Annotated in this window: 28 protein-coding genes; 8 read left to right on the top strand and 20 right to left on the bottom strand. The window is 45.1% G+C overall.

What is annotated here, in order from left to right; translation table 11 throughout:
• Nucleotides 1–181: 181 nt before the first annotated feature.
• A complete protein-coding gene (gene rlmJ, locus A142_RS01500) occupies nucleotides 182–1,048 on the top strand; it encodes a 23S rRNA (adenine(2030)-N(6))-methyltransferase RlmJ (protein WP_019819955.1) in 867 nt (288 codons plus the stop codon).
• Nucleotides 1,049–1,317: 269 nt separating this feature from the next.
• Here the strand turns inward: rlmJ and A142_RS01505 are convergent, their stop codons facing one another.
• The 4 genes from A142_RS01505 to A142_RS01520 form a co-directional block, all read right to left on the bottom strand.
• Nucleotides 1,318–2,139: an HNH endonuclease gene (locus A142_RS01505; protein WP_019819956.1), complete on the bottom strand. Its 822-nt coding sequence runs from the start codon at nucleotides 2,137–2,139 to the stop codon at nucleotides 1,318–1,320.
• Between the two features lie 200 nt (nucleotides 2,140–2,339).
• Complete coding sequence (locus A142_RS01510) at nucleotides 2,340–3,428, bottom strand: alkene reductase (protein WP_019819957.1); 1,089 nt, start codon at nucleotides 3,426–3,428, stop codon at nucleotides 2,340–2,342.
• Between the two features lie 58 nt (nucleotides 3,429–3,486).
• Nucleotides 3,487–4,695, bottom strand: a complete 1,209-nt coding sequence (locus tag A142_RS01515) for an MFS transporter (protein ID WP_019819959.1) — start codon at nucleotides 4,693–4,695, stop codon at nucleotides 3,487–3,489.
• A gap of 85 nt (nucleotides 4,696–4,780) precedes the next feature.
• Complete coding sequence (locus A142_RS01520) at nucleotides 4,781–5,464, bottom strand: SDR family oxidoreductase (RefSeq protein ID WP_019819960.1); 684 nt, start codon at nucleotides 5,462–5,464, stop codon at nucleotides 4,781–4,783.
• Nucleotides 5,465–5,580: 116 nt separating this feature from the next.
• Here A142_RS01520 and A142_RS01525 point away from each other — a divergent pair, with 116 nt between their 5' ends.
• The 4 genes from A142_RS01525 to A142_RS01540 all read left to right on the top strand — a co-directional run bounded on the left by A142_RS01525 (nucleotide 5,581) and on the right by A142_RS01540 (nucleotide 7,867).
• The gene (locus A142_RS01525; protein ID WP_019819962.1) at nucleotides 5,581–6,510 is read left to right on the top strand and encodes a LysR family transcriptional regulator; all 930 of its coding nucleotides are present in this window, start codon (nucleotides 5,581–5,583) and stop codon (nucleotides 6,508–6,510) included.
• Between the two features lie 113 nt (nucleotides 6,511–6,623).
• Entirely contained in the window at nucleotides 6,624–7,016 is a 393-nt protein-coding gene (locus A142_RS01530; protein WP_029405266.1) for a GFA family protein, read from the top strand.
• Nucleotides 7,017–7,044: 28 nt separating this feature from the next.
• Complete coding sequence (locus tag A142_RS01535) at nucleotides 7,045–7,530, top strand: OsmC family protein (RefSeq protein WP_019819965.1); 486 nt, start codon at nucleotides 7,045–7,047, stop codon at nucleotides 7,528–7,530.
• A complete protein-coding gene (locus A142_RS01540) occupies nucleotides 7,523–7,867 on the top strand; it encodes a ribosome recycling factor family protein (RefSeq protein WP_019819966.1) in 345 nt (114 codons plus the stop codon). The genes A142_RS01535 and A142_RS01540 overlap by 8 nt, the downstream gene beginning before the upstream one ends.
• A 144-nt stretch (nucleotides 7,868–8,011) precedes the next feature.
• Here the strand turns inward: A142_RS01540 and A142_RS01545 are convergent, their stop codons facing one another.
• From A142_RS01545 to A142_RS01615, 15 genes are all read right to left on the bottom strand, one after another.
• Nucleotides 8,012–8,251: an RNA recognition motif domain-containing protein gene (locus tag A142_RS01545; protein WP_017061273.1), complete on the bottom strand. Its 240-nt coding sequence runs from the start codon at nucleotides 8,249–8,251 to the stop codon at nucleotides 8,012–8,014.
• A 133-nt stretch (nucleotides 8,252–8,384) separates the two neighbouring features.
• Nucleotides 8,385–8,648 carry a hypothetical protein gene (locus A142_RS01550; protein WP_017061275.1) on the bottom strand — a complete coding sequence of 88 codons (264 nt, stop codon included), beginning with the start codon at nucleotides 8,646–8,648 and terminating at the stop codon, nucleotides 8,385–8,387.
• A 246-nt stretch (nucleotides 8,649–8,894) separates the two neighbouring features.
• Entirely contained in the window at nucleotides 8,895–9,437 is a 543-nt protein-coding gene (locus A142_RS01555) for a DUF3833 domain-containing protein (RefSeq protein WP_019819969.1), read from the bottom strand.
• A complete protein-coding gene (locus tag A142_RS01560; protein ID WP_019819971.1) occupies nucleotides 9,434–10,009 on the bottom strand; it encodes a chalcone isomerase family protein in 576 nt (191 codons plus the stop codon). Before A142_RS01560 ends, A142_RS01555 begins: the two co-directional genes overlap by 4 nt.
• A gap of 3 nt (nucleotides 10,010–10,012) precedes the next feature.
• Nucleotides 10,013–10,534, bottom strand: coding sequence for a DUF2878 domain-containing protein (locus tag A142_RS01565; RefSeq protein ID WP_017061278.1), 522 nt, complete (start codon nucleotides 10,532–10,534; stop codon nucleotides 10,013–10,015).
• A complete protein-coding gene (locus A142_RS01570) occupies nucleotides 10,512–11,792 on the bottom strand; it encodes an SAM-dependent methyltransferase (RefSeq protein WP_019819973.1) in 1,281 nt (426 codons plus the stop codon). Before A142_RS01570 ends, A142_RS01565 begins: the two co-directional genes overlap by 23 nt.
• 104 nt (nucleotides 11,793–11,896) lie before the next feature.
• Entirely contained in the window at nucleotides 11,897–12,703 is an 807-nt protein-coding gene (locus A142_RS01575; RefSeq protein WP_019819975.1) for a DUF1365 domain-containing protein, read from the bottom strand.
• On the bottom strand, nucleotides 12,700–13,971 hold the full coding sequence (locus A142_RS01580) for an NAD(P)/FAD-dependent oxidoreductase (protein WP_019819977.1): 1,272 nt from the start codon (nucleotides 13,969–13,971) through the stop codon (nucleotides 12,700–12,702). Before A142_RS01580 ends, A142_RS01575 begins: the two co-directional genes overlap by 4 nt.
• A gap of 2 nt (nucleotides 13,972–13,973) precedes the next feature.
• Nucleotides 13,974–14,705: an SDR family NAD(P)-dependent oxidoreductase gene (locus A142_RS01585; protein WP_019819978.1), complete on the bottom strand. Its 732-nt coding sequence runs from the start codon at nucleotides 14,703–14,705 to the stop codon at nucleotides 13,974–13,976.
• Nucleotides 14,705–15,136, bottom strand: coding sequence for a nuclear transport factor 2 family protein (locus A142_RS01590; RefSeq protein ID WP_019819979.1), 432 nt, complete (start codon nucleotides 15,134–15,136; stop codon nucleotides 14,705–14,707). Before A142_RS01590 ends, A142_RS01585 begins: the two co-directional genes overlap by 1 nt.
• 14 nt (nucleotides 15,137–15,150) lie before the next feature.
• On the bottom strand, nucleotides 15,151–16,566 hold the full coding sequence (gene phrB / locus A142_RS01595) for a deoxyribodipyrimidine photo-lyase (protein ID WP_019819980.1): 1,416 nt from the start codon (nucleotides 16,564–16,566) through the stop codon (nucleotides 15,151–15,153).
• Complete coding sequence (locus A142_RS01600; RefSeq protein WP_019819981.1) at nucleotides 16,563–17,510, bottom strand: YbgA family protein; 948 nt, start codon at nucleotides 17,508–17,510, stop codon at nucleotides 16,563–16,565. The genes phrB and A142_RS01600 overlap by 4 nt, the downstream gene beginning before the upstream one ends.
• Nucleotides 17,511–17,684: 174 nt before the next feature.
• Nucleotides 17,685–18,365: a ChrR family anti-sigma-E factor gene (locus tag A142_RS01605; RefSeq protein WP_019819984.1), complete on the bottom strand. Its 681-nt coding sequence runs from the start codon at nucleotides 18,363–18,365 to the stop codon at nucleotides 17,685–17,687.
• Nucleotides 18,358–19,005 carry a sigma-70 family RNA polymerase sigma factor gene (locus tag A142_RS01610; protein ID WP_019819985.1) on the bottom strand — a complete coding sequence of 216 codons (648 nt, stop codon included), beginning with the start codon at nucleotides 19,003–19,005 and terminating at the stop codon, nucleotides 18,358–18,360. The genes A142_RS01605 and A142_RS01610 overlap by 8 nt, the downstream gene beginning before the upstream one ends.
• Nucleotides 19,006–19,115: 110 nt before the next feature.
• Nucleotides 19,116–19,736: an LON peptidase substrate-binding domain-containing protein gene (locus tag A142_RS01615; protein WP_019819987.1), complete on the bottom strand. Its 621-nt coding sequence runs from the start codon at nucleotides 19,734–19,736 to the stop codon at nucleotides 19,116–19,118.
• Between the two features lie 252 nt (nucleotides 19,737–19,988).
• Between A142_RS01615 and A142_RS01620 the strand changes: the two genes are divergently transcribed.
• Nucleotides 19,989–20,375 carry a tautomerase family protein gene (locus A142_RS01620; protein ID WP_017070218.1) on the top strand — a complete coding sequence of 129 codons (387 nt, stop codon included), beginning with the start codon at nucleotides 19,989–19,991 and terminating at the stop codon, nucleotides 20,373–20,375.
• A 129-nt stretch (nucleotides 20,376–20,504) separates the two neighbouring features.
• Here the strand turns inward: A142_RS01620 and A142_RS01625 are convergent, their stop codons facing one another.
• The gene (locus tag A142_RS01625) at nucleotides 20,505–21,302 is read right to left on the bottom strand and encodes a DUF4344 domain-containing metallopeptidase (RefSeq protein ID WP_019819990.1); all 798 of its coding nucleotides are present in this window, start codon (nucleotides 21,300–21,302) and stop codon (nucleotides 20,505–20,507) included.
• Between the two features lie 326 nt (nucleotides 21,303–21,628).
• Here A142_RS01625 and A142_RS01630 point away from each other — a divergent pair, with 326 nt between their 5' ends.
• A complete protein-coding gene (locus A142_RS01630; protein ID WP_017060971.1) occupies nucleotides 21,629–21,985 on the top strand; it encodes a YibL family ribosome-associated protein in 357 nt (118 codons plus the stop codon).
• 316 nt (nucleotides 21,986–22,301) lie between these two features.
• A complete protein-coding gene (gene gltS / locus A142_RS01635) occupies nucleotides 22,302–23,528 on the top strand; it encodes a sodium/glutamate symporter (protein ID WP_019819991.1) in 1,227 nt (408 codons plus the stop codon).
• Nucleotides 23,529–23,630 lie beyond the last annotated feature (102 nt).

Consider the following 23,630-nt stretch of genomic DNA (forward strand, 5'->3'; position numbering starts at 1 on the left):
ACCAAAACTCAGTGATTGAACTCAATAAAGCCCTTCGTTAATAACAAAGCGAGGGGCTTTATTTTTAAGAGTCAAACAGTTACAGAAAAGAGAGCCTATTTCAAAAAACGATGGATTGAGCAGGCACGCCCACATTATATGAAGTATGTTTAGATGAAGTTCGTAGAAATGAGGCAAGGGAATGGAATATCGACATCAATGTCATGTAGGCGACCACGGTGATGCACTCAAGCATCCCGTATTGAGTGCACTTGTTCAGTCATTAATGCAGCAACATTCACGCCTCAATGTTATCGACACCCACTCTGGTACAGGGTGTTATGACCTAACCACAGCACCAAGCAATCATGCGGGTGAGTTTGCTGAAGGGGTCGGGTACTTGTGGCGAAACAAGGCTTACCTTCCAGAGTCATTCGCTTCATTTATGTCGGTTCTGGAATACTACAATCCTAGTCAGCTTATCACGCTGTACCCCGGCTCTGCGGCCATTACCTATCAACAAGGTCGCAGCCAAGACAGCTTCTATTTTTCCGATATTCAGCAAGACGAAGCCGACTTACTTCAAACCAATATTGAGAAGTTGCAACGCGATCTTGATGTTTCAAGCAAGCTAACAATCACCGCAGGCGACGGGCTTAAAGCGCTGCCTGATGATGTAGCTAAGCACGATAATCATCACCTGATTGTTATTGACCCACCCTATGAAACCGATTCTGAATATCTCGCGGTGATTGATGCCTTGGTCAAGGCGTATCAGCAATCTGAGAAGGTATCTGCTCTGATTTGGTATCCGCTCTACACGGATGATAAGAGCTCACTGATTTTGAACCACTGCGTGACCGCGGTGAAAGATGGTTTGCTGCCAAGTCCGATTAAATCTGAATTGCGACTAAGAGATCCCAAGGGGGATGATCGCCTGATCGGCAGTGGCTTGCTGTTGTTCAATCCACCACAAGGCATTGCGGGAATGGTCGCAGATACGCTTGATTATTTACACAGCCAACTCGCGACTAACGGTGAAGGGTATTGGCAAATGAGAAGTCTATAAATCTGATTTCTATGGATTTTATGATGATTTTCTAGACGTCGTTCACTAAAACACTGTTATTTATGTGGTTTAAATTGACCAAACGCTAACTTTTATCGATTGATTAATTGCAGTGAATCATTTAAAAATAGAATATCAATGCGCACAAGTGCATAATGGCTCATAAGTTAAATAATTACCCCTAATTAATATCAGATTGTGGTTTACCCCCTAAACTGCATAAGGCTCGCACTAGTCATGCGAGCCTTTCTTTTGCCTGTCGGAAATTTTTACAACAGTTGCTCTTCAATCTTTAGTGCTTTCTCGATGAGTTTTGCATTGAAATCGGCAGCTCCCACTGAGTAGTGCGCTTCACGATGACAAGTCGGACAAAGTGCAATCACATTTTCGGGGCAATCAGCGCCGCCATCAGCTAACCGTGTCAGGTGATGCACTTCTAGGTAAGGGCCTGACTTGGTCTCAAAAGGTGAGGGTACTCCACAACCTTCACAGATACCATTTGCCCTCTTTTTTGCGTAGAGCTTAATGGCTTCACTACGATACTTCACGTGAGTGAGTTGTTCTTTAGGGTCAGCTTGAAGTGGCGTTGAAGCTAAAGCGATGTCTCGTAATTGCTTCAAGGATTTACTTTTAGTTGGCTTCGTTAGATATGAAGCTTTTGGTGTTTGAATGGTATTGCTGACACTTTGTGGGACGATATCTAGATGGAAAACTATTGCATCACGAAGTTGATCGTTCTTGTCGGGGCGTTGCTCAATGTGATGACAGATGTAGTTGCAAACTCCAACGAATCTAACAAAACCAGTTGAGACAGATTCAAACAAGAGAATCTCTTTAAGGTTGTTTTGGTGTTTAAAGATGGCCAAGTTTCCTTTAACCATTTTCATATCACCTTCTTGGCCTTCTCCTGTATATCGGAAAGTGCCGTCTGCACTAAAACCATCAGAGTAGCCAAATTCTTCACCAGCATCGCTAGTGAAGATAAATACATATGGGGAGGCTGCAGGCGTAGCTATACCACCATATTGCTGACCTTTGTAGCGACCGTGTATATCTGTGCGTCGATTGTAAACCTGTCCTACATTGAACAATGGAGAGTCCTCGTTTCAATTCTAATTATTATTGATATTTTTATAATTTAAATTTGATGTAAAGTTCAAATATAACAGTGGTTTAGGTAAAAATATGCAAGTGAATTTTTGAGTGTGAAAAGGTATCGAATCGGTCACGTTTCTAAAGAGGCAAGCCTGCAGGACTCATGCAGGCTTGGTGTTTATTTAATGTTTTACCACTACAACGCTGGATAATCGATGTAGCCTTTTTCGTTGCCGCCGAACAGAGTGGCGCCATCGAGATTGGATAGTTCGCTGCCGTTTTGTAGGCGTGAAACTAGATCTGGGTTAGCAACGAATGGGCGACCGAATGCGACGAGATCGGCGTAGCCTTTGCTTAACACTTCTTCGGCGCGTTCTGGTGTGTAGCTGCCAGCAACGATGATGGTGTTAGAGAACAACTCTCTTAGTTCGACACGGAAGCTTTCAGGTATCACAGGCGCGTCATCCCAATCGGCTTCTGATAGGTGTAGATAAGCGATATTACGAGCTTGCAGTTCCTTTGACGCTTCTAAAATCGTTGGCACGATGTCTGGGCAGTTCATGTCTTTGAAGGTGATGAACGGAGCTAAACGAACACCCACCTTATCGGCACCAATCGCATCAATCACTGCATCCACCACTTCGATTAGAAAACGAAGTCGGTTCTCGCGGCTACCGCCGTAGTTGTCGGTGCGTTTGTTTGAGTTGGTTCTTAGAAATTGATCGATAAGGTAGCCATTGCCACCGTGGATCTCGACGCCATTGAACCCTGCCTCGACCGCTTTTTTCGCTGAGTTAGCAAAATCTTGAACAACACGATCGATGTCTGCTTGAGTCATCTCTCTTGGTTGGATGCAATCCACCATGTTGCCGTTTCCATTCTCATCAGAGATCCAAACCTGAGTTTCAATTGGTGCTAATGCTGAAGGGGCAATCGGCAACTCGCCTTTTTGAAAGGTAGGGTGTGATACTCGGCCTACGTGCCATAGTTGGCAGAATATCGCGGCACCTTGCTCTTTGGCTGCTGTTGTTACTGACTTCCAGCCTTCGATTTGTGCATCGGTATAAACGCCGGGTGTGAATGAGTAACCCTGAGAGTCATCTGAAATCTGGGTCGCTTCAGTGATGATAAGCCCAGCACTTGCGCGTTGTTGGTAATAGGTTGCCATCATGTCGTTTGGCACGTTTCCAGGTTGGCTAGTACGAGCGCGTGTCATGGGTGCCATAACCACGCGATTTTGCAGTTCTAGGCCTTTCAGTTCTGATTTTTCAAATAATTTGTTCATGGTTTCTACCTTGTTTTAATGGTGTGATCTTTCGTTTTTTATTGGGGCTATAGCCGCGTTATTTGCTTTCTGCTGGGCTGAAAATAGAGTTGCTTTGTGGCTTGCCCGCTCGGTTGGCTTTGGCGATAAGCAGTAAACCAATCACTGGGACAACAACGGCTGCGAATGGAATCATGCCTGCGCCTAGTTGGCTGTCGAGTACCATGCCGCCAAGGAATCCACCAAAGGCATTGGCTAAATTAAACGCTGAGATATTCGCGGTTGCTGCTAGCTCTTGGCCTTCGCCACCGTTGTTCATCACTCGAAGTTGCATGGCTGGAACGTTCGCAAATGATGCAATACCAAAGACAAATGCCGCTGCAACGAATAGGATTTTGTTGTCTACCACAAGGCCAACTACAACCAATGAAACGATCATTGCGACGGCCCAAAACATTGAAGCTTTGCCTAGGTTTTTATCTGAAGAACGTCCGCCCAAGGTGTTACCGATGATTAAGCCGACACCCACAACCACTAAGATCCAAGTAACAGACTCTTGACCGTAGCCGGTGATGTGCATAGCGATTGGCGCAAGGTATCCGTAAAGCGTCATAAACCCAGACCAAGCAAAAGCGGTGATCGCCAAGCTGATAAGAAGCATTGGATTTCTAAATGCCATTAGTTGAGTTTTGATGTCTTTTGCTTCGCTATGACCGCTTGATTTGATTGACGTTAGGATAGAAATCATCGCGATGGTGCCAAGTGCAGCCACGGTAAAGAAGGTGGTGTGCCAGCCGAATTGCAAGCTAACCCATGTACCCGCTGGAACGCCAAGAACGTTAGCGAGCGTTAAGCCTGCGAACATCTGACCAACCGCGCGGCCTGCCATTTTTTCCGACACAAGGTTGGTTGCGACAACCGCACCTATGCCATAGAAAGGACCTTGAACTAAGCCTGCAATCACGCGGCTGGTGAGCAGTAAAGGATAGTTAGGCGCTAGGGCTGACAATACATTGCCAATAATGAACAGTGCCATTAAGCCAATCAGCACCATCTTCTTGTTAAAACGTGCAAGGTAGATGGTTAAGATTGGTCCACCGATAACGATAGCCAACGCGTAAGCACTGATAAGGTAGCCAGCTTGGCCTTCTGTGATTGAAAGTGATGTGGCGATCTGTGGAAGAATGCCTGCGATAACAAACTCAGCCGTGCCGATTGCAAATGCAGCGAGTGTCAGTATCCAAACTTGGAATGGCATCTTTTCTTGTGTCATGGCTTTTGATTTCATGATGAGTTACCTATGTAAATTCTTATTTGTTAGGACGTTGAGATAAGCGCCCTAACGATTGTTCTTTGTGTCTTTTCGGGGTGTTCTAGCCGAGTAGAGCGCCGCCATCGATGTCGATGATTGACCCTGTTACGTATGGGTTGTTAATCGCGAATAGGTAACCCATAGCCACTTCTGAAGGCTCGCCAACCTTGCCTGCGGGTAGATTGTTTTTGGCGTTGTCGTACATGCTTGCACGAGCAGAATCGTCCATGTTTTTGTAGGCTTCCGTCATGGTTAAACCCGGGCTAACGGCATTGACGCGAATGGGTGATAGCTCTTTCGCCAGTACTTTAGTCACGCTCTCTAGCGCGGCGTTGATGGCGGTTTTTACGTAAGTGCCAGCCACTACTTTGCGAGACAACATGCCCGTCGTGAGCGTGATAGAGCCGTTTGGCGTCATGTAACGTGCGGCGTGCTTGGCTACGTTTAAGCTTCCCCAAAACTTGGTATCAAATGCTGCTTTTGCGTCTGCGATAGCAACGTCTGTCACTTTTCCTGCGGGAGCGTATGAACCCGCGGTTATCACCAAGTGATCAAATGCACCGATCGATTCGAAGTATTCACAAACCGATTTCTCATTGCTGATATCAACGCCGGTGTGTCGGCTGGCAATGTGTACTGTGTTGTCTTCGTTTCTTAATTGCATTGCTAATGCTTTGCCGATACCTGATGTTCCACCAATGATGACGAATGTGTGTTTTTCTTGGTTTGTAAGTTCGTTGTTCATGTTCTGAATTCCTGCGTGTTCTGCTGATGGTTGTCATTATATTTATTCGACTAAATTTGATAATTGACTAAAATATGAAATCATTATTCGGATTGGATGAATAGTAGGAGAGGTGAATGGACAAGTTTTCAGATATGGCGATGTTCGTGAGCATTGTTAAGCATCACGGGTTAGCGGCGGCGGGGCGTGAACTAGGTTTATCACCTGCGACGATGACAGCAAGGCTTCAAGCGCTTGAAGAACGATATGGTGTGAAGTTGTTGAATCGAAGTACGCGCCATGTGTCTTTGACCGACTCTGGAGAGCTGTATCACAAGGCATGTTTGGAGATATTGGATAATGTCAGTGAGGCCGAAAACCTGATTCAAAATGGCGTCAAAGAGGTCAAAGGTCCACTCAAAATCGCCGCACCGAAAGACATCGGAAAACAGTACATTCTTCCTATTCTCTCTGAGTTCTGTCAGCAATATCCCGACGTGATCCCTTACCTCTATTTGAACGATAACCTCTCGAACATTGCTGAATCTGGCATGGATATCGTGGTCCGTTATGGAGAGTTGGTCGACAGCAGTTTGATATCCAGACGCTTGTCGCCAAGCCGACGTGTGTTGTGTGCCTCACCTGAATATCTTGCCAAGCATGGAACACCGTTAACGCCACAAGACTTGGTTGAACACGACTGTTTAGCCATGCTGCGCAGCAATGAAGAGCTCAAGACATGGCACTTCCAAGATCATGATATGAAGAAGTCGATTACTGTTGTTCCAAAGCGATTTTCAGATGACGGCGAAGTGATTCGCTACTGGGCATTAAACGGAGAGGGCATTGCTCTTAAATCGGTGCTGGATGTGCAAGACGACATCAATAACCAACGCCTTGTGACTCTGCTTAATGGCTATATGAAGAACTTCAATACCGCGATGTCGGTGTCGAGTGCCGATTTGAATGTGGTGTACATCAGCAAGAAGTATCAGCCTAAGCGTATCCGGTTGTTTCTTGATTTCTTGTTTGAGCGGTTTGGAGATTTGGTTGAAAAGTCTAGTTAGATTAGACGAGAAGCAGCGCATGACAGATCTCTCGAACTCAACAACTGGCTACGGACAGAGAGTATTGAACTGGTTATGATACGACCAACATAAGGATGTGATTGGAGATAAAAATGAAAGTCGTCGGAGATACGGTTATCCAACCTTTTCACAAGGCAACCTGCCATTGCGGTGCGGTTGAACTAGAGCTCAGTTTACCTAACGGGATAGAAAAACCACGTCGCTGTGATTGTTCTATTTGTAGTCGCAGGGGAGCGATTGTGGGCTCTGTTGCGCTGGATGGCATCAAGATCCTCAAAGGTGCGGAGCATCTCAAGCTTTATCAATTCAATACCAATACTGCGAAGCATTACTTCTGCTCAAACTGCGGTATCTATACCCATCATCAACGCCGTTCTAGCCCAAATGAATACGGTTTTAACATCGGTTGTTTGGAAGGGGTGAACCCTTTTGATATTGGTGATGTGGTGACCAACGATGGTGTCAATCATCCAGCTGATCGTTAATTTATTGAGCATAAAAAAGGAAGGAATTATGTCTGAATATGGAGCGCTCATTCGCTGGCAAAAAGCGCAAGATGAAGCCTTTAACGACAATCAATACAGTCGCGGCCATACGTGGGAGTTCGATGGTGGTGTCACTGTGCCTGCTTCGTCCTCCCGACATGTTGTGCCACTGCCGTTTTCGGTGGAAGCGAATGTCGACCCAGAAGAAGCGTTTATCGCAGCACTTTCTAGCTGTCATATGCTGACCTTTTTGGGCATTGCCGCAAAGCAGAAGTACGTGATCGACTCTTATGTCGATGATGCCGTCGGTGTGCTGGAAGAAGATGAATCTGGCCGTTCGTCTGTCACTAAGGTGACTCTGCGCCCTAAAATTGTGTTTTTAGGTACCAAAAAGCCCACCGCTAAGCAGCTCGACAAACTGCACCACTTGGCGCACAAAAACTGCTTTATCGCGAACTCGGTAAAAACGGACATTGTGGTAGAAATAGATTGGTTAGCAGAGAGTTATGTTTAGCGTCCCACTGAATAGTTTTGTACATCGTGTGAGTGATAAAAGCCAAGTGATGGCGAATGCTGCGGAATGTGGATGTCAGTTGAAACGAGTTCGTCGTTCGCGTAATTGGCTGTTGGTCGCTCAAGAGCATCAACTCATTGAATTTAAAACGATGTTAACCCATGAAAAAGACGGTTGGATAGCAATTGCAATCGACAAAGTGCTGCCTAAACCAGTGGTGTGTTTGGCATCTCTGTTGGCCGCTACACCTTCATTGACTGTGGCTCAACTGGTGATGGAATCTGGATGTTCAATGGCCGAAGCAAGACGTGCTATTGATGAACATGAAGGTCTGTAGGCGTATTCAAATCGTGTGAAAAGAGAATTGCGAGCAGCAAAAAGCCCGTAACGATATTGCGCTGGAAAACGTCATATCGTTACGGGCTTTATCATCTGTGCTGCTGTTAAGCTAAGCCATGCGGCTTATGAAGCATTGACTCGATTAAGAGTTCGCTACTTTTACACGAATCGTGTTTTTGCCAAGCTTTGACAAGTTCAGCTTGTTTAGTGCCGCTTTAGCTTCTTCTTGCTCTGGCATTTCAACAAAAGCAAAGCCTTTTGAGTCGCCAGTTTCTTGGTCTAAAACTAGGCTGCACTCTTTTACTGAGCCAAACTCAGAAAATAGCACACGGATGTCTTGCTCAGAGGTAGAGCGCGATAGGTTACGAACTAGAAGTTTCATAATAAACCTTGAATATGAATTTACGCCGAGCATTGTCGCACACTTTCACGCTCACCTTGGCATAATAATTTAAGTTCACGCTTGCTTTGATTTACTAAACATAGAGCCAGCGCTTTTGAGTCATCATAAGTGATTATTCGTCGTCGAACTGTTTGATCGTGAACGCGTCTTCGATTCGGTTAAGCTCTTCTTGTTCTTTCACTCGCTTCTCTTCTTGCAGAGTCGCTCTCGTTTCGTTGAAACGTTTTTTCTCTGACTTAGTCAGGAATTTTACAGCTTTTTTGTTGGTCAGTGCGTAAGCAACTACGTCTTCACCTTTTTCTCTGCGGTCGTTTACGCGTTGTGAGAAACGTTCATTGTCGCGAGCTTTACGCTCCGCTGAGGTCAACTTGCTCATGCTTTAAAGCCTTTTCAATTATTCATGGTAGGGAATCTACGCTTAGCGAAACAAATGGGGACTGCTTAGTGTCAGTCTAGCCCATTTGCATGCTGGTGGCGCATCTTAGCACAATGGCTTGAGCATGCAGGTATGCTATTCGAGGGATCAAACAAAACAGCCCACAATTTTCGCTGTGGGCTGTTTTGTTACGTACTGTAGATGTAGTTCTCGATTTTAAACTGACAATCAGAAACGGCAGCTAAATTAAATCTTCTCTATGTATAAGATGACCTCTCCGACTTTAAAGCCAAACTTGGACATCTCAGTCTTGTTGAATAAGCGCTTGTCGTCCATCAAGAACATCCAATCATCGAGCACCACTTCATAAGTGCTGCCGTCTACTTCAATTTCTAGATCATATTTCCAATACAGCGCTGAACCTTCGGTCTCACCATAAGCGGTTCCAACGACATCGTTGGCAGTCCCAGAATAGGTGTTTTCGCCCGTTTTGATCAGATTCCAAACGCGAGTTGAGCGCTCGCCATCAGCAAAAGAGAACCACTCTTTTATTTCTCCGTTGTCACCGTCCCAAGTCGCGATCAGTTTGGCATCAAAGCGGCGCAGTAAGTTACCAGAGCGGTCGAGCACCATGCCGTAGGCCATTAGCTCGCCATTAAAAAAGGTTTCAAGCTTGAGCTCTGGCGTAGTGTCGACATGGTCTTCTAAACTTGCAGAGCCACAGCCCACTAGCCAAGTGAGTGAAAAAAATGCCAGAGCAAATTTTATTATTGTTGTTTTTGGATTCATTTGTTCAAACCTAAAAGTTGTTTACGAAGACCGGGTTCAGAGGTGTTTTCAGACAACCAAATCGCTAGAAAGGCTTCACCAAATTGCTTGTCTTGGATGGTGCCGATCGGTTGTTCATCGAAATAAAAACGACTTACGTTATCTTCAGCGACACGAATCGTGAGTGTGCTTCCTTCTTCCACGTTCGGCCACATCGCGTACAAGGGTTTCAACCAACGTTGAATGTTGCTGTCAGAGTAGCCAAGCTTGTTCCACTGATCTTTGGTAGCGTCTACGAGGTCTTTGCTATCGATAGAGCGGTAATACTCAAGCTTTAAGGCTCGTTCAGAGTTGGTTGGAGTCGTGTAGAATTCTGCCGAGTAGAGAGTCCAAAACAGGTAACTCATTTCACCTTCACCACGTTTGCTTAAATCATCGACAGCAGAGGCTTTAGCGTTTCCGGCAAATAACAGCGCAGCAAAAATTAACGAGAGAGTAATAAAGCTTAGAAGTGTGTTTTTTGCTTGCTGATGAGCGCGAACAATACCGCGCTCAGGTTTGAACGTTTGTGTCGGGTTGCGTGGATAAGCCATAAGTCACCTCGTTATTGCCATTTTAGGTTGTATTAAGTTGGAGTAGGCGGCCACCAGTAAGGGCAACAAAATCCCCCAACTTATTGCAAGGGCAGCAACTACCGATGCATCTGGCCAAGTAGTAAGAAGAGCACCTGCTTTGATGCCTCCCCAATAACTACTAGTACCTGCTACGAACCCTATGACAAACAAGATCACTTTCGAGCATTTTAAAAGCCAATTTAGGCTGTGGTTAAAACTGATTAAGAACATGATCCACAGGCAGACAAGCCATACCGGGAACCACGATTGATTAGCAATTTCAGAGTCGACGGCAAACACGCCGAAGTGAAGTAAGAGGCTATCAAGCAACAGCCCCAATGGTAATAAGATGAGTATCTTCAAATCGCTACTGCGAGTCGGTGATAGAAGGAAGTGAACCACTACAATCAGTGGTGTGACGAACGGGGCTTGCGCGGTAAAAAAGGCACTGCAAACCCAGGTCGCTTGAAACAGTACGAGATTAATAATCCAAAACCGCTTCATCTTTTGCTCCAAAGTAACGAGGTTTTCTTGCGACTACATGATGAGTGCTGATCACGCGCTCTTTGAATGCGCCTTCACAGTAGCAGAAGTAGAAGATCCACAAGCGTTTAAACTCTTCTGAATAGCCGAGGGACTCTAACTCTTCCCAGCTATTTTCAAAGGCGATGTTCCAATCATTTAGCGTTCGAGCGTAGTGCAGGCCAATGTCATCAATTTCTTGAACCACAAGGTCGGTGCTGGTCGCAAGATGTTGGGTCATCACTGAAACCGAAGGTAGGCAACCGCCGGGGAAGATGTACTTCTGAATAAAGTCGACACCTTTACGGTATTTATCGTAACGACTGTCGGCAATAGTAATCGCTTGAATCAGCATCTTGCCTGATGGCTTTAACAGTGAAGAACATTTCTCAAAGAAGGTTTGTAGATATTCATGGCCGACCGCTTCTATCATCTCGATAGAAACCAACTTGTCGTACTCACCAGTGAGGTTGCGATAATCCTCTTTGAGCAGGGTGATTTTGTCGGTTAAACCAAGTGCTTTTACTCTCTGTTCAGCAAGCGCATGTTGGGCATCTGAAATCGTGGTAGTGGTGACATGGCAACCGTAGTGTTGCGCCATGAAGATGGCCAAGCCGCCCCAGCCTGTGCCTATCTCGACCACGCTATCTTTTTCAGACAACTCTAATCGCTCACAGATGGTTTTCATTTTGTTTTGTTGAGCCTTCGACAAGGTTTCTGCGTCTTCGCTGTAGATAGCGGAAGAGTACTGCATCGAGCTATCTAAGAAGCGTTCATACAGTTCGTTGCCAATATCGTAGTGAGCGAGAATATTTCGCTTGGAGCCTTGCTCTGTGTTGGCATTCTTACGACGCAGCAAGAGGTTTTTGATACGAGAAATCCATTGTGTCTTGTCATCAAGCTCATCCAATTGGGCTTGGTTACGAGCCATGATTTGAATCACACGCGTTAGATTTGGGCTGGTCCATTTACCATCGATGTACGCTTCAGATGCGCCGATACTGCCGTTGATGACGACATCTCTAAAAAAGGTCGCATCATGAATCACGATTCGACCTTTCAAGTCTGCTTCTCGATCACCGAACACCGAATGCTGGTCGCGCTCAATGATCTCAAGCGTTGCGAATTGCAGGCTTTCTAAAACCTTAAAGATTAAAGCTCGATATTTACAGTTGCTTGAAACAGCAACGGTTTTAGCTTGTTGTTCAATATTGTTGTTTTGTTTGGCAAGCTGTTCCATGTAAACCTCGCTGATAACTCATTCTAATATTTTGTGCCAACTAAGCTGAGTCTGCTCCTTGGCTGGAGCGAACCCAAGCTAGAATCGATTTCTGTTTTGTGCGCTTAAGATGTTGAGTCTGGATGCGCCACAAACGGTACTTTTTTCAGGAATAATTTGAGAGCCTGATAATAAATTCCCATCACGACTTTTATCGTCATCGCCGGAATCTTGAATACCGTACGTCTAATGTTTGTCTTGGTTACTGACTGTTTCGTCAGGGCTAGTGTCGCATCGAAAAGCTTGTCGTCTCGGCGGCTTTCGATGTGGACTAACGTGCGTTTCGCTGGTGGCTTAATTTTCCAAAAATAAGTCATGTTCAAGTCCATGAACGGCGAAACGTGAAACTCTTTTTTTACCTTTAACTCTTGGTGCATGTCGATGAGATAGTAGTGTCTTTCTCGCCAAGGCGTGTTACTCACCTCAGCCAACATGTACTTGCAATCTCCAGTTTCGTCGTAACAGAAGAAACAGTTGATTGGGCTGAAGTAGATGCCCAAACAGCGGCACTGAGCCAGCATCGTCACACGGTTTGAATCAGACCAAACCCCACCAAGTTGTTGCACTTTGGAAGCTATACGTTGCTTAAGTGATTTTGGTTCATCCGTGGTGACATTTTCTTTTTTTTCAGCGAGATAATCCGATTCGACAAAGCGAATTGGGTTGAACCAATGAGTTCCGAACAGCGCACTGCGTGCTGTGGTTTGGGGCAGCTCATCAAGATCTAACCCCATCATATACAGCTGATAACTGAACTCATGGGTGATGTCGCCAAAGCGGCGATGTCTGACGTTACCCCAATAGATACCGCTGAGCTCTTCACTCTTTTCGGATGCTAACCCCATCTCGGGTGTCAGGGCTTGACTGTTCATAGCGCTGAACTCGTGCTCAAATCTAAACCGAAGCGTTTGGTCACATCGAGTGCACTGTGGACACCGTCTTCATGGAACCCGTTGTACCAGTAAGCACCAGCAAAGTGAGTCTGGTTTTTACCACATATCTGCTCACGCTTGTGTTGAGCTTCGACCGTGTTCGAATTAAGTACCGGGTGATGATAAACAAAGCTGCGAATGATTTTTTCTGGGTCGATGGCTTCGCTTTGATTCAAGGTGACACAGAAGGTGTCTTGGCTTTCGATGCCTTGCAGAATGTTCATGTTGTACGTGACACAAGCAGGTCGTTTACTGTCACCATCCAACATGTAGTTCCAGCTTGCCCAAGCCAGCTTTCTGTCTGGTAACAAGCGAGTATCGGTGTGCAGAACCACTTCATTGCGGCTGTATGGGATCTCGCCCAGTACCTGTTGCTCTTGTTCTGTCGCATCACCAAGCAGACGTAATGCTTGGTCTGAGTGGCAAGCAAAGATTACTTCGTCGAAGCCTTGTGTGCTGCCATCTTCAAATTCAATCGTGACGCCTGTTTCTTGGCGAGTCACTTGTTTAATCGATGTATTGAGTGCAACAGGCTTACTTAGGCGTGAAAGGATGATCTCAACATAAGAACGCGATCCTTTAGGTATCACATACCATTGTGGACGGTTCGCAATGTCGAGCAATCCGTGGTTGTAGAAAAACTGGATGAAGAACTTGAGCTCAAACTCTTCCATCTCTTCCAAGCTTGTCGACCAAATCGCCGCGCCCATCGGTAGAATATAGTGCTGACTGAAAAAGTCGGAAAATTGATTATCACGTAGGAAGCTGCCGAGGGTAACGTCTGGTGTGAATTCATTGCTTTCAAACTGAGCCTTACACAGTTTGTTGAACTTGAGAATGTCAGACACTAAAGACCAGAACTGAGGTTTGAAGATGTTGCTCCTCTGCGCGAATAACGAATTTATGCTGTGGCCGTTGTATTCAAACTTGGTCGTCGTGTTGTGGACGCTGAAGCTCATCTCGGTAGGTTGCCTTTCGACCCCGAGTTGTTCTAGAAGCTGATTGAAATTCGGGTAGGTTCGATCGTTGAATACGATGAAGCCTGTATCTATCGAAAACGCCGAGCCTTGATGTTCAATATCAACGGTCGCGGTGTGCCCCCCTACGTAATCGTTCTTTTCGAATACTGTTACGTCGTGGTGCTTGTCTAATATATGCGCGCAAGTGAGTCCAGAGATACCTGAACCAATAATGGCGATTTTCTTCATTGTTATACCATCCTTGAAGCGAGTTTTTGCCAAACTGGGGTTGGAAGCATTCTTAGTAGCTTCATCAACATGATGAATCGTCTTGGGAAATCGATTTCACTCTTTCCTTGAGCGATACCATTTACGATTCGCTGAGTTGCGGCCTCACTACTAATAATCATAGGCATAGAGAACGTATTTCGCTCGGTTAATGGCGTTTCAACAAAGCCAGGGTGCACAATTGAGACATGAATGTTGTGCGTTGCCAGATCAACCGAAAGTGTTCTGCCTAAGTAGGTGAGGGCTGCCTTTGAAGCGCCATAAGCCTCGGCTCTTGGCAGAGGTAAAAAGCTGGCGCTGGAGCTGACTAAAACCAAACGGCCGCCGGGCTTGATGTTTTTTAACCAGGCTTTAAGGGCGTAGCCAATTGAAATTAGGTTTATGTTGATGACGCGCTCGAAAAGCTCGGCATCGAAATTCACTGGGTCGTCGATGTACTCACAATCACCCGCATTTAAAATCAGCAGGTCGAGCGGCTTGTCTTGGTCGAGCTCTGGAAAGTTGTGGTAATCAGTCAGATCGAAACAGAGCGGTGTAATTGATGAATGCGCGATGTCTGTATCGTGAGAATCAACTAAGGCTTGCAGTTTGTCTGGATTGCGGCCACAAGCAATCACCTGATGCCCTTGCTGAGCGTAATCTTTAGCTAGGGATTGGCCGATACCTGAGGTCGCGCCTGTAATCATAATACGCATTATCGACTCGCTCTCTTTTTGATGGATTTGATCGCGCAGCCCAGTACTGGAATGTGTTCATACAACATAGAACCGACGTCGAGGTAGTCTCTGTGGTAAATCACTTGACCGTCGAGCATCTTGAGGTGGCTGTGTCCTTGTACTTCGATGGGCTTTTGCCCATTTAATTGCTTGTGAGCAAATTGCATCGTCCAGTAAACAGAAGCTTCGTCGTTCGCCTCGAAAGTGTGTTCGATATGAAAGTAACAGCTCGTAACCTGTGTGTAGAGGTTCTCGAAGTAGTGCATGAGCGCCGAAATACCGTTGACATGATGCAGCGGATCTTGGAATTCAATATCAGGGTGATAAACCGTCTTAAGCACGTCGAAATTTTCGGTTCCGAGTTCTCGATACATGTTGAGAAAGTTATCAAGCCATAGAGAGTTATCCATAATATTCACTCTAATTATTTGAAGAAGGCTAAGGCTCGCAATCGTGCTTCTTTATGCTCAACGATGGGTTGCCAGTATTCGCTGTCTAATCCGTTTTTAGCGATAAAGTCATGTGGGAAATGCACATGCTTATCTGGGATATTTTGCAGCTCTGGTATGTACTTACGAATAAAAATTCCTTTTGGATCAAACTTTTCACTCTGAGTGATTGGATTGAAAATTCGGAAGTAAGGTTGAGCATCACAGCCCGTACTTGAAGCCCACTGCCAGCCACCATTGTTGGCACTAAAGTCACCGTCGATAAGGTGCGACATAAAGAAACGTTCGCCCCAACGCCAGTCAATAAGCAGGTGCTTGGTTAGGAAGCTTGCCACCACCATTCTTAGCCTGTTGTGCATCCAGCCCGTTTCAACCAGTTGACGCATTGCTGCATCAACCAATGGATATCCTGTTTTTCCTTCGCACCAAGCTTTGAAGCTAGGATGATCGTGATACCAATCTAAACCATTGTATTTTTGCTGAAAGTTAGCGCCTTTAACCAGTTTAGGATGGTGAAACATCAAATGCTTATAAAAATCTCGCCAAATCAATTCGTTGAGCCAACAAAAGGCCGGTAATTGCGTATCAAATAACAGATCGGGTTGTTGCTGAATCAATTGAATCGCTAACCAACGTGGGCTCACGGCGCCAATCGCTAAATAAGGCGATAGCCCCGATGTTCCTTTAACTGAGGGAATATCTCTCAGGCGCGCATAGTCGTTGACTTTATTGCCTAAGAAATTGGGGATCACATTGCCCAATACATCTTGGCTTAATGGCCAGCGACTCGAATCAACACGCGGAAAATCGAAATCATAGTCAGCGGAGAGGGTTAAGGCTTGTAAGTCTTCAGGAAGCTGTGTTTGTGAACGTTCAGCTGACTCGACAGTAGCTGGACTGCAGATGATGCCTTTCACCTGAACTTCTTTTAACCAAGCGTTCTTAAAGGGCGTAAAGACTTTGAACATCTCGCCTTGTTTGTTGAGAACGCTACCGAGTGGCAGCATAACGTCACAATCGCTGATCTTGAGGTTTAGGCCGCTTGAAATCAGCTTTTTATCGCGAGCTTGTTCATCGACCTCTGGTTCAGAGTTAGCGTAGACGCACTTGGCATCAAGCTGCTGGCATAGATCGATGAGTTGATTGGATTGGTCGTCAAAATCGGTCGCTTTTAGGTGAAGCAACGTTATCCCGAATTCAATGAGCTGGGAATCGAGTTGTTTTAGATGACGATAGATAAAATCAGCTTTGATTGGCGCAAGGTGGTGTTGCTGCCACGTTTGAGGTGTTGAAATGAAAACGGCGATTGTTACGCCGTTTTCAACTGCTGCGACGAGCGCTGGGTTATCGTGAATCCGCAGGTCTCGTCGTATCCATAGTATGTCGCTCAATATCCGTATCTCAGTTTAAGTTCTTGTGGATGAGGGTTGAGGTAAACCTGTGATTCCAAGTACTCGTTTGGGTACTCCATCAAGTAGTGATTTATCAGTGTCAGCGGGACTAACAGTGGGATAACACCTTCTCGAAAAGCTGCAATTTGGTTGGTCAACTCTTGTTTGTGGGCGCTACTCAGTTGTTTCTTAAAGTAACCCTGCAAATGATGCAGCGTATTGGCGTGACTGCCTCGGTTCGCGTGATGTGATAATGCTGTCATTAAGCCCTCGATGTATTGAGCCGCCAATTCGTCGATTTCTAAGTGATTACCCGCTAGCAGTTTGCCTAAGCTTTTGTAACCCTCAACGTGGTGACACATAACTAGGTACTTGTGGGCGCTGTGGAACTGGATCAATTTGTGTTTGGTCACACCTTCATCCACAAGATCGAGCCATTTTTGGTATGTGAATACTCGAGTCATGAAGTTTTCACGCAAAATGGGATCGTTAAGGCGGCCGTTTTCTTCAACGGGAAGTAACGGGTTACCGTCCATAATTTGTTGGGTGAACATGCCTACGCCAGTCGATTCAGATCCGCGACCGTGGTGGTGATACACCTTAACGCGCTCCATACCGCAGGTTGGGCTTTTTTGACACACAATAAAGCCAGCAATGTGTTGGTTTTTCTTTGAGTAGTTTTGACCGAACTCTATCAGTTCGTTGGTCACATCACCTGAGCCATCAGGGCGAGAAACATGGATGATGTCATCTAGCATTCTTGTTTGACGAATGGTTGGACGAGGGGTTGGAAGACCAACAGCCATCTCTGGGCAAACAGGTTCCAATTCCACGTAGTCTGCTAGGTCGTCTGTACAAAAACGAGAGCGTTTATGACCTGTGTCGAAACGTACTTTGTGTCCAGCAACACATGCACTGATACCGATTTTGATTTTCTTTTCCATTGGCCAACTCCTTTGCTCTTGCTCTGAGCTTTTTCTTATAGTTCAACATTGCTAATCGTACTTACAGAGCTGGGTGTGTTTTTACTTTGACACCGTAGTTGTTTTTATTCAGATGTATTGACGATATACAGGGTAGCTTCATGCCATCCTGTATATTTATAGCCTGCAACTGGGTTAATAGATATATTTTCCAAGTGGATTGAATAGTTGGCTCACACCTTTTGTGAAGTAAAGCGCATCACTTGAAACGGTTAAACAGACACAACCTTCTTTTGTTGCCGGTTGATGAGTGTGATTGCCATCCAACCAGATGAAGTCACCTTTGTTGTAAACGCCCATTTCGTCTTCGAAACTACCTTCTAGAAGAAGCGTGATCTCGAAGCCTTTGTGGGTGTGGCAAGGCACTTGTCCATCTTTGTCGATGTGCAACAAGCTGGTGTGGTGTGCTTCGTCAGCAAAATCGAGTCTTGCTCGAGAAATTTTGCCTAGGTTCATCCAGTCCTTTCTCGCTACTGAGTTGAGGGCGCGAGGGATTGTGAATGTCGTGTCAACGACAGTTACTTTCTGAACCTCTGGAATGACCTCAACTGACTGAGAAGCATCGGCTGTGATTTGATCTATCGCGTCAAAATCGAAGTCCATGCCGTCTATTGAGAAGCTGTCTAGATCTTCATTTGAGAATACTGGCTCTGCGTCAAATGCAACATTTGCCGCTTCGGCGGTCAGCTGCTTAACTTGTTGTTGGCAGTGTTCGCACAGTTCTACATGGCTAGAAACAATCAAAGAAACAGAATCAGCCAACGTGCCATTGACGAAGTCTTTCAATATTGCTTCGTTTGGGTGATGTTTAATCATGGCCTTGTTCCCCCATGTGAACTTTTAATTTGGCTAAAGCGAGTCTCAGACGTGATTTCACCGTTCCAAGTGGGACGCCAAGTTGCTGAGCGAGTTGCTCTTGAGAGAGCTCTTGAAAGTAAACGCCTTTGACGATAGTTTTCTGAGCGAGAGGCAACTTTTCTATTTGAGTCATTACGTGTCGGCTCATCAAATGATCACCGAATGGCAAATCTTCGCTTTGAGACTCGGCTACCATCGCATCGATTGGCCAAATATCGTCGGCTATCGTTTGTTCGGCTTTCGCTTTCACTTTGCGCAACATATCGAACGCTGCATTGCGCATAACGGTGTAAACCCAAGTGGTCGCTGCGCCTTTGTCTACATTGTAAAGATGTGCTTTCTTCCAAACATTCGTCATCGTGTCTTGAACTAGCTCGTTTGCAGCCGCTTCGCCACCCAACTTACTAATACCAAAACGCTTAATCTTAGGAGCGAAAAACTTGAACAAATAGGTGAACGCCTGCTTGTCTCGGTCTGTACCAACCAACATCAACCAGCTCGATAGCTCTGTCGGTACTTTGTTGTCTGTAGGTACTTTGTTATCGGGAATAATGACATGCTCCTTGCCGTCCCCTGAACTTCTGCTTTCCACTTGCATAGTAACTAACCATCATGCGAATTTGATAGGCACTACGTGAAAGGAGAAAGTCGGGATCACTTTAATTTAAATTAATTTCTACTATACAAAATTATAGTGGAGAAAAGTGCTTATTGCCCCGTAATGATTTGATTCAAAAAAGGAACTAGAGACGGAAAACTGGCTGGTTCAGTAAATTCTGTTTTCTTTTCCAAAGGGATAGGCATCATTTCGAGTAGTCGCGCGCAAATCCATTGTGGGCTCTCGAAATCTGGAGTGGGATAGAGTGTTCTTATCGAATCGTGGTCGCGAAACAACTGAACCAAAAATGCGGTAAACACGTTAGGCACTTTATATTCATGGGCTGGCCAGTGAGGCATCAAGCTGAAGTTGCTTTTAATCAGGTCGTCGTCGTCTCGAAACGAACCATGTAACTGCACCAATTTTTCTCCTTCGACATCAATTTCCAAGATTTGGTCATCCGACATGTTGAAGTCGACGATGGTCACCTTTGTTCCCCAAGAACTGAGATGATCAGAGTTAGTGTTGTCTTGAGTGGCGATAATGAAACCATCGCCCTGCGCTGCGTGAGCAACCATCGCGAGATACTTTGGCTCAAAAATGCGCAGTCTTTGCCTGCCTCCCGGTAAAAGAAAGATAGGGAGAGGAAACACAGCAAGCTTTAGAGAAGACTCTACGGGTGTTTCCGGTTCGGCGTCTGCCCGCGTGGTCTTCCTAGGTGAATTCGGCACATAGCACTCCTTAGTTCAAATGTGATTTGAGAAGATATACGCGGGGAGGGTGGTGTTCGATCAATTCGCTTCGGCTTATGTTTGCAAAGGGATAGGTATTTTGTTGCACCTGTTCATAAATTCATTGTTTTTACCTTTTCTCATACGCGTCATTAGGTAATATGTGAACAAATAGTAAGCGAATGGGTAGTCGCCAGACGATGCTTCTATCTGACGTTCTTCTATACCTAACATCGCATCAAAGGAATGGTCATGATTGTTATTTATGGTATCAAAGAGTGCTTAAATCCAATTAAGTTGCAGCTCTCTAATGTGTTGCAGCAGTGCTTAAACAGTGAAATGGGTTTACCCGATGACAAGCGAGCACATCGGTTTGTGCCATTGGAACGAGATGACTTCTTTTACCCAGAAGGAAGAACAGAAGCCTATACCGTCATTGAGATCAACATGATGGAAGGTCGAGCGGTAAACACCAAAAAGCGCTTAATTAAGAAGATATTTTCTGAGATAGAGAAGCAGTTAGCTATCTCTCCAATTGATATTGAAATCACCATTAAGGAACAGCCATCGCACTGCTGGGGATTTCGAGGTATGACGGGCGATGAAGCTCAAGATCTGAAGTATAAAGTGAAGGTCTAGGGTTTAAACTCTTAACTCTTAACACGTAAGACTTAAGCCAACCTACCGAGTGATGGCTTTGGTATTTAATACCAAAGCCATTTTCCTAGTTCTCGACACTAACTTTTAAGCATTTAAGCATTTAAGCATTTAAGCATCGTCACTCTCTTTTAAATACTGATGCCAATTTTCATTGATCACGTCAAAGTGCTCGACGCAGAACTCTTTTCTGTCTTTCAAATAGTCATTTTCCACTTCATCGAGCAAGTTCTTATAGGCATCGGGATCGCTGCCATACACCAAGCATAACGTGGAGAAGTAACGCTGCAGGTCGAAACTGTGCTCGTCGATGTATTCCCCTAAGTCGTAATACTCTGGGCGGTCTTCTGACTCGAAAGCGAACATGTCAGCAGCGCTGATAGCGGCGTCAGCCCCATGCTCTACGTAGTTAAGCAGTAGCACGGTTGCTAGGTTATCAACCGCATCTTCTTCTTTACCCAATATGGCAATGTTCTGATCTTCGATATACGCATGCCCAGCTTCGTGTAGCAGAGTGTGCAGTAAGGTATCAATAGCGCCGGTTTGCGCAGATTTCCCATACTCTTTTTCGTATTGGTTCTTCTCGAAATAATTGAGTGACTCAGCGTAAAAGCTATAAGGGATCAGCACTTGATGGTTTTGTGGATCGTAGAGTGGTCCTTTTTCCCCGCCATATTGAATGGTTAATGGCTTCTCAAACATGAACAGTTGGTTTGATAGGTCGACCACGGTGTCATTAACGCCACTGCTTTGAATCTCTCGTTTGAGCTGTTCTTCTTCTGTATTTTGCGGTTTAGAGTACTCGACGAGCAGGTTACTTTGGGTGGTTTGTTCACTAGATGCATAAGTTGTGGCAAACATTGCACTCAGGGCTAGGCTGCAGGTCAATGTTCGTTTCAATAATGTCATCGGCTATCCTTGTGATTACATGGTGAATCAGAGTCGTGCTGGAGGTAACAACGCCAAGCTGTGTACCCTGATTTAGTTACTGCGTTAGAGTATAAGTTTAGACGGAATTTTGATGCATCGAGAACTGCAATTTTTGAAGTAGACGCTATCCTATCAAGGAATAATCCGCTTAGAGTTTCGCCACAAAGAATAGGTAAGCTGAATGAACGGTGTCGATGTGATTCGTTTCTGTTGGTAATTAACAGATAAATTTCGGTTCAACAGAACCCTTGTGCTATACTCCGCGCCCCAATCCGAATTGGCTTGTTTAATCTTAGGAAATTATTATGAGTGTTAAAAACGAACTTCAACAAATTAACAACCGTCTAGACAAGTGTCGCCACAAGTTAGATGCTGCTAAAACTCGTAATGATCGTCCTGTTGTTCGTCAATTCGAGGAAGAGATTAAGAAGCTAACTAAGAAAATTGCCCAGCTTAAACACAAAGAAAGCTACGATGTGAACCAAGAGCGTAAGTCTCTGGTTGATATGCCATTTAGCCGTGAAATCACTAAGGCTGAGCAAGCGGATATGGGTAAACTTAAAAAGTCAGTTAAAGGACTCGTAATTGTTCACCCAATGACGAAGATCGGTAAAGAACTTCGCATTGAGGTTATGACTGGTTACGCACCGAAAAAATTCTAATTACCAGCGATGGTGATGAAAGAGGAGCTAGAAATAGCTCCTTTTTGCTTTTTTAGGTATTAAGAAAGCAGAGTCAGCGGCATAGATACTCACGCCGTTTTCAACTTTTAGGAGGTGATTGTTGTCACAAATCCTTTTATCTCCTATAAAAGTTAACGTGCTACTAACATGGCACTAAGCGATCGCAGTAATGTGTTCGCTTTTCGAATCCACACTTTCTCTCCAGTTTGTATAAATATAGGTAGAGCAGCACAAATAATTACAGATAAAACTAGACTCATTAGGGAAGATGAGAACGTAAAAAAATAGAGGTTATATGAATCAATTAATTTCAATTGGACCACTAGAATCCTTCCTAATCGCGATTAGTGTTTTGTTTCTAGGTCATTTCGTCAATGCAAAGCTTCCGATTCTCAAAAAGTACAACATTCCAGAGCCCATTGTCGGCGGCTTGATTGTCGCTTTTGCTATTACAGCCCTGCACTTTAACGGCCTTGATCTTGAGTTTTCTTTGCCCCTGCAGAACACGTTTATGTTGATGTTCTTTGCAACGGTCGGTCTTGCGGCGAATTACACGCAGCTGATAAAAGGTGGTGCTAAGGTATTCCTATTCTTAGGGGTAGCGTCGGTTTACATCATTATCCAAAACGGTGTAGGCGTAACCTTAGCTACGGCACTAGGCCTTGAACCCTTGATGGGTTTGATTGCTGGCTCTATCACCCTTTCGGGCGGTCACGGCACAGGCGCAGCTTGGTCTCAAACTTTTGCAGACACGTTTGGCATTGCCAATACGCTAGAAATCGCGATGGCTTCAGCGACCTTTGGTTTGATCATCGGTGGTATTATCGGTAGCCCAGTAGCGCAAAAGCTGATTGATAAAAACCAGCTTGAATCTGAGTACGGCACTGGCACGCAAACGCATGAACGCTTCCCTGAACTTGTTACTTACAACGAGTATGAAGAAGACAAAGTGACGGCAAAGAAGGTGATTGAAGTGTTGTTCATCCTTCTTATCTGTATCACGGGTGCGAAGTACTTAGAGCAGTGGGTGGCAACTTTTGAAATTTCTTGGTTGATGATTCCTGATTTCGTTTACGCGTTGTTTATCGGTGTGTTCATCACTAACGTGTTTGAAGTGACTAAGCTGCATAAGACTGACAGCGAAACGGTCGATATTCTTGGTACGGTGTCATTGTCATTGTTCCTAGCAATGGCGCTAATGAGCCTTAAGCTTTGGAACATCTTTGACCTTGCGATTCCGTTCTTGGTTATCCTTGGGGTTCAGGCGGTTGTGTTAGGTATCTTCTCTTACTTTGTGACGTTCAAAGTAATGGGTTCTAATTACGACGCAGCGGTTATGGCAGGTGGTCACTGTGGTTTCGGCCTAGGTGCAACACCAACAGCGGTAATGAACATGGGCTCTTTGGTGAACCGTTTTGGTCCTTCACCACAAGCCTTCATGGTGGTGCCAATTGTTGGTGCCTTCTTTATCGATATCGTTAACCTGATTATCCTTCAAGGTTACATCTCGTTTATTGGATAGTGCGAACGCACCAATAACGAAGTATGCAGATACAAGAAAGCCAGTCGATTGACTGGCTTTTTTTTGTTTTAGCGAACGCCGCTTATTTTATTCAACGTATAT

The sequence above is a fragment of the Vibrio splendidus 12E03 genome, from assembly GCF_000272105.2.
Lineage (GTDB): Bacteria > Pseudomonadota > Gammaproteobacteria > Enterobacterales > Vibrionaceae > Vibrio > Vibrio splendidus_I.

Excerpts from the sequence above, each read along its gene's own strand:
- A142_RS01560 (WP_019819971.1), bottom strand. The coding sequence starts at position 10,009 with ATGGCTTATCCACGCAACCCGACACAAACGTTCAAACCTGAGCGCGGT.
- A142_RS01525 (WP_019819962.1), top strand. The coding sequence starts at position 5,581 with ATGGACAAGTTTTCAGATATGGCGATGTTCGTGAGCATTGTTAAGCAT.
- A142_RS01605 (WP_019819984.1), bottom strand. The coding sequence starts at position 18,365 with ATGATTAAACATCACCCAAACGAAGCAATATTGAAAGACTTCGTCAAT.
- A142_RS01575 (WP_019819975.1), bottom strand. The coding sequence starts at position 12,703 with ATGAACAGTCAAGCCCTGACACCCGAGATGGGGTTAGCATCCGAAAAG.
- gltS (WP_019819991.1), top strand. The coding sequence starts at position 22,302 with ATGAATCAATTAATTTCAATTGGACCACTAGAATCCTTCCTAATCGCG.
- A142_RS01600 (WP_019819981.1), bottom strand. The coding sequence starts at position 17,510 with ATGGAAAAGAAAATCAAAATCGGTATCAGTGCATGTGTTGCTGGACAC.
- A142_RS01540 (WP_019819966.1), top strand. The coding sequence starts at position 7,523 with ATGTTTAGCGTCCCACTGAATAGTTTTGTACATCGTGTGAGTGATAAA.
- A142_RS01625 (WP_019819990.1), bottom strand. The coding sequence starts at position 21,302 with ATGACATTATTGAAACGAACATTGACCTGCAGCCTAGCCCTGAGTGCA.
- rlmJ (WP_019819955.1), top strand. The coding sequence starts at position 182 with ATGGAATATCGACATCAATGTCATGTAGGCGACCACGGTGATGCACTC.
- A142_RS01545 (WP_017061273.1), bottom strand. The coding sequence starts at position 8,251 with ATGAAACTTCTAGTTCGTAACCTATCGCGCTCTACCTCTGAGCAAGAC.
- A142_RS01515 (WP_019819959.1), bottom strand. The coding sequence starts at position 4,695 with ATGAAATCAAAAGCCATGACACAAGAAAAGATGCCATTCCAAGTTTGG.
- A142_RS01535 (WP_019819965.1), top strand. The coding sequence starts at position 7,045 with ATGTCTGAATATGGAGCGCTCATTCGCTGGCAAAAAGCGCAAGATGAA.
- A142_RS01620 (WP_017070218.1), top strand. The coding sequence starts at position 19,989 with ATGATTGTTATTTATGGTATCAAAGAGTGCTTAAATCCAATTAAGTTG.
- A142_RS01570 (WP_019819973.1), bottom strand. The coding sequence starts at position 11,792 with ATGGAACAGCTTGCCAAACAAAACAACAATATTGAACAACAAGCTAAA.
- A142_RS01585 (WP_019819978.1), bottom strand. The coding sequence starts at position 14,705 with ATGCGTATTATGATTACAGGCGCGACCTCAGGTATCGGCCAATCCCTA.
- A142_RS01590 (WP_019819979.1), bottom strand. The coding sequence starts at position 15,136 with ATGGATAACTCTCTATGGCTTGATAACTTTCTCAACATGTATCGAGAA.
- A142_RS01610 (WP_019819985.1), bottom strand. The coding sequence starts at position 19,005 with ATGCAAGTGGAAAGCAGAAGTTCAGGGGACGGCAAGGAGCATGTCATT.
- A142_RS01530 (WP_029405266.1), top strand. The coding sequence starts at position 6,624 with ATGAAAGTCGTCGGAGATACGGTTATCCAACCTTTTCACAAGGCAACC.
- A142_RS01580 (WP_019819977.1), bottom strand. The coding sequence starts at position 13,971 with ATGAAGAAAATCGCCATTATTGGTTCAGGTATCTCTGGACTCACTTGC.
- A142_RS01555 (WP_019819969.1), bottom strand. The coding sequence starts at position 9,437 with ATGAATCCAAAAACAACAATAATAAAATTTGCTCTGGCATTTTTTTCA.
- A142_RS01510 (WP_019819957.1), bottom strand. The coding sequence starts at position 3,428 with ATGAACAAATTATTTGAAAAATCAGAACTGAAAGGCCTAGAACTGCAA.
- A142_RS01565 (WP_017061278.1), bottom strand. The coding sequence starts at position 10,534 with ATGAAGCGGTTTTGGATTATTAATCTCGTACTGTTTCAAGCGACCTGG.
- A142_RS01630 (WP_017060971.1), top strand. The coding sequence starts at position 21,629 with ATGAGTGTTAAAAACGAACTTCAACAAATTAACAACCGTCTAGACAAG.
- A142_RS01520 (WP_019819960.1), bottom strand. The coding sequence starts at position 5,464 with ATGAACAACGAACTTACAAACCAAGAAAAACACACATTCGTCATCATT.
- A142_RS01550 (WP_017061275.1), bottom strand. The coding sequence starts at position 8,648 with ATGAGCAAGTTGACCTCAGCGGAGCGTAAAGCTCGCGACAATGAACGT.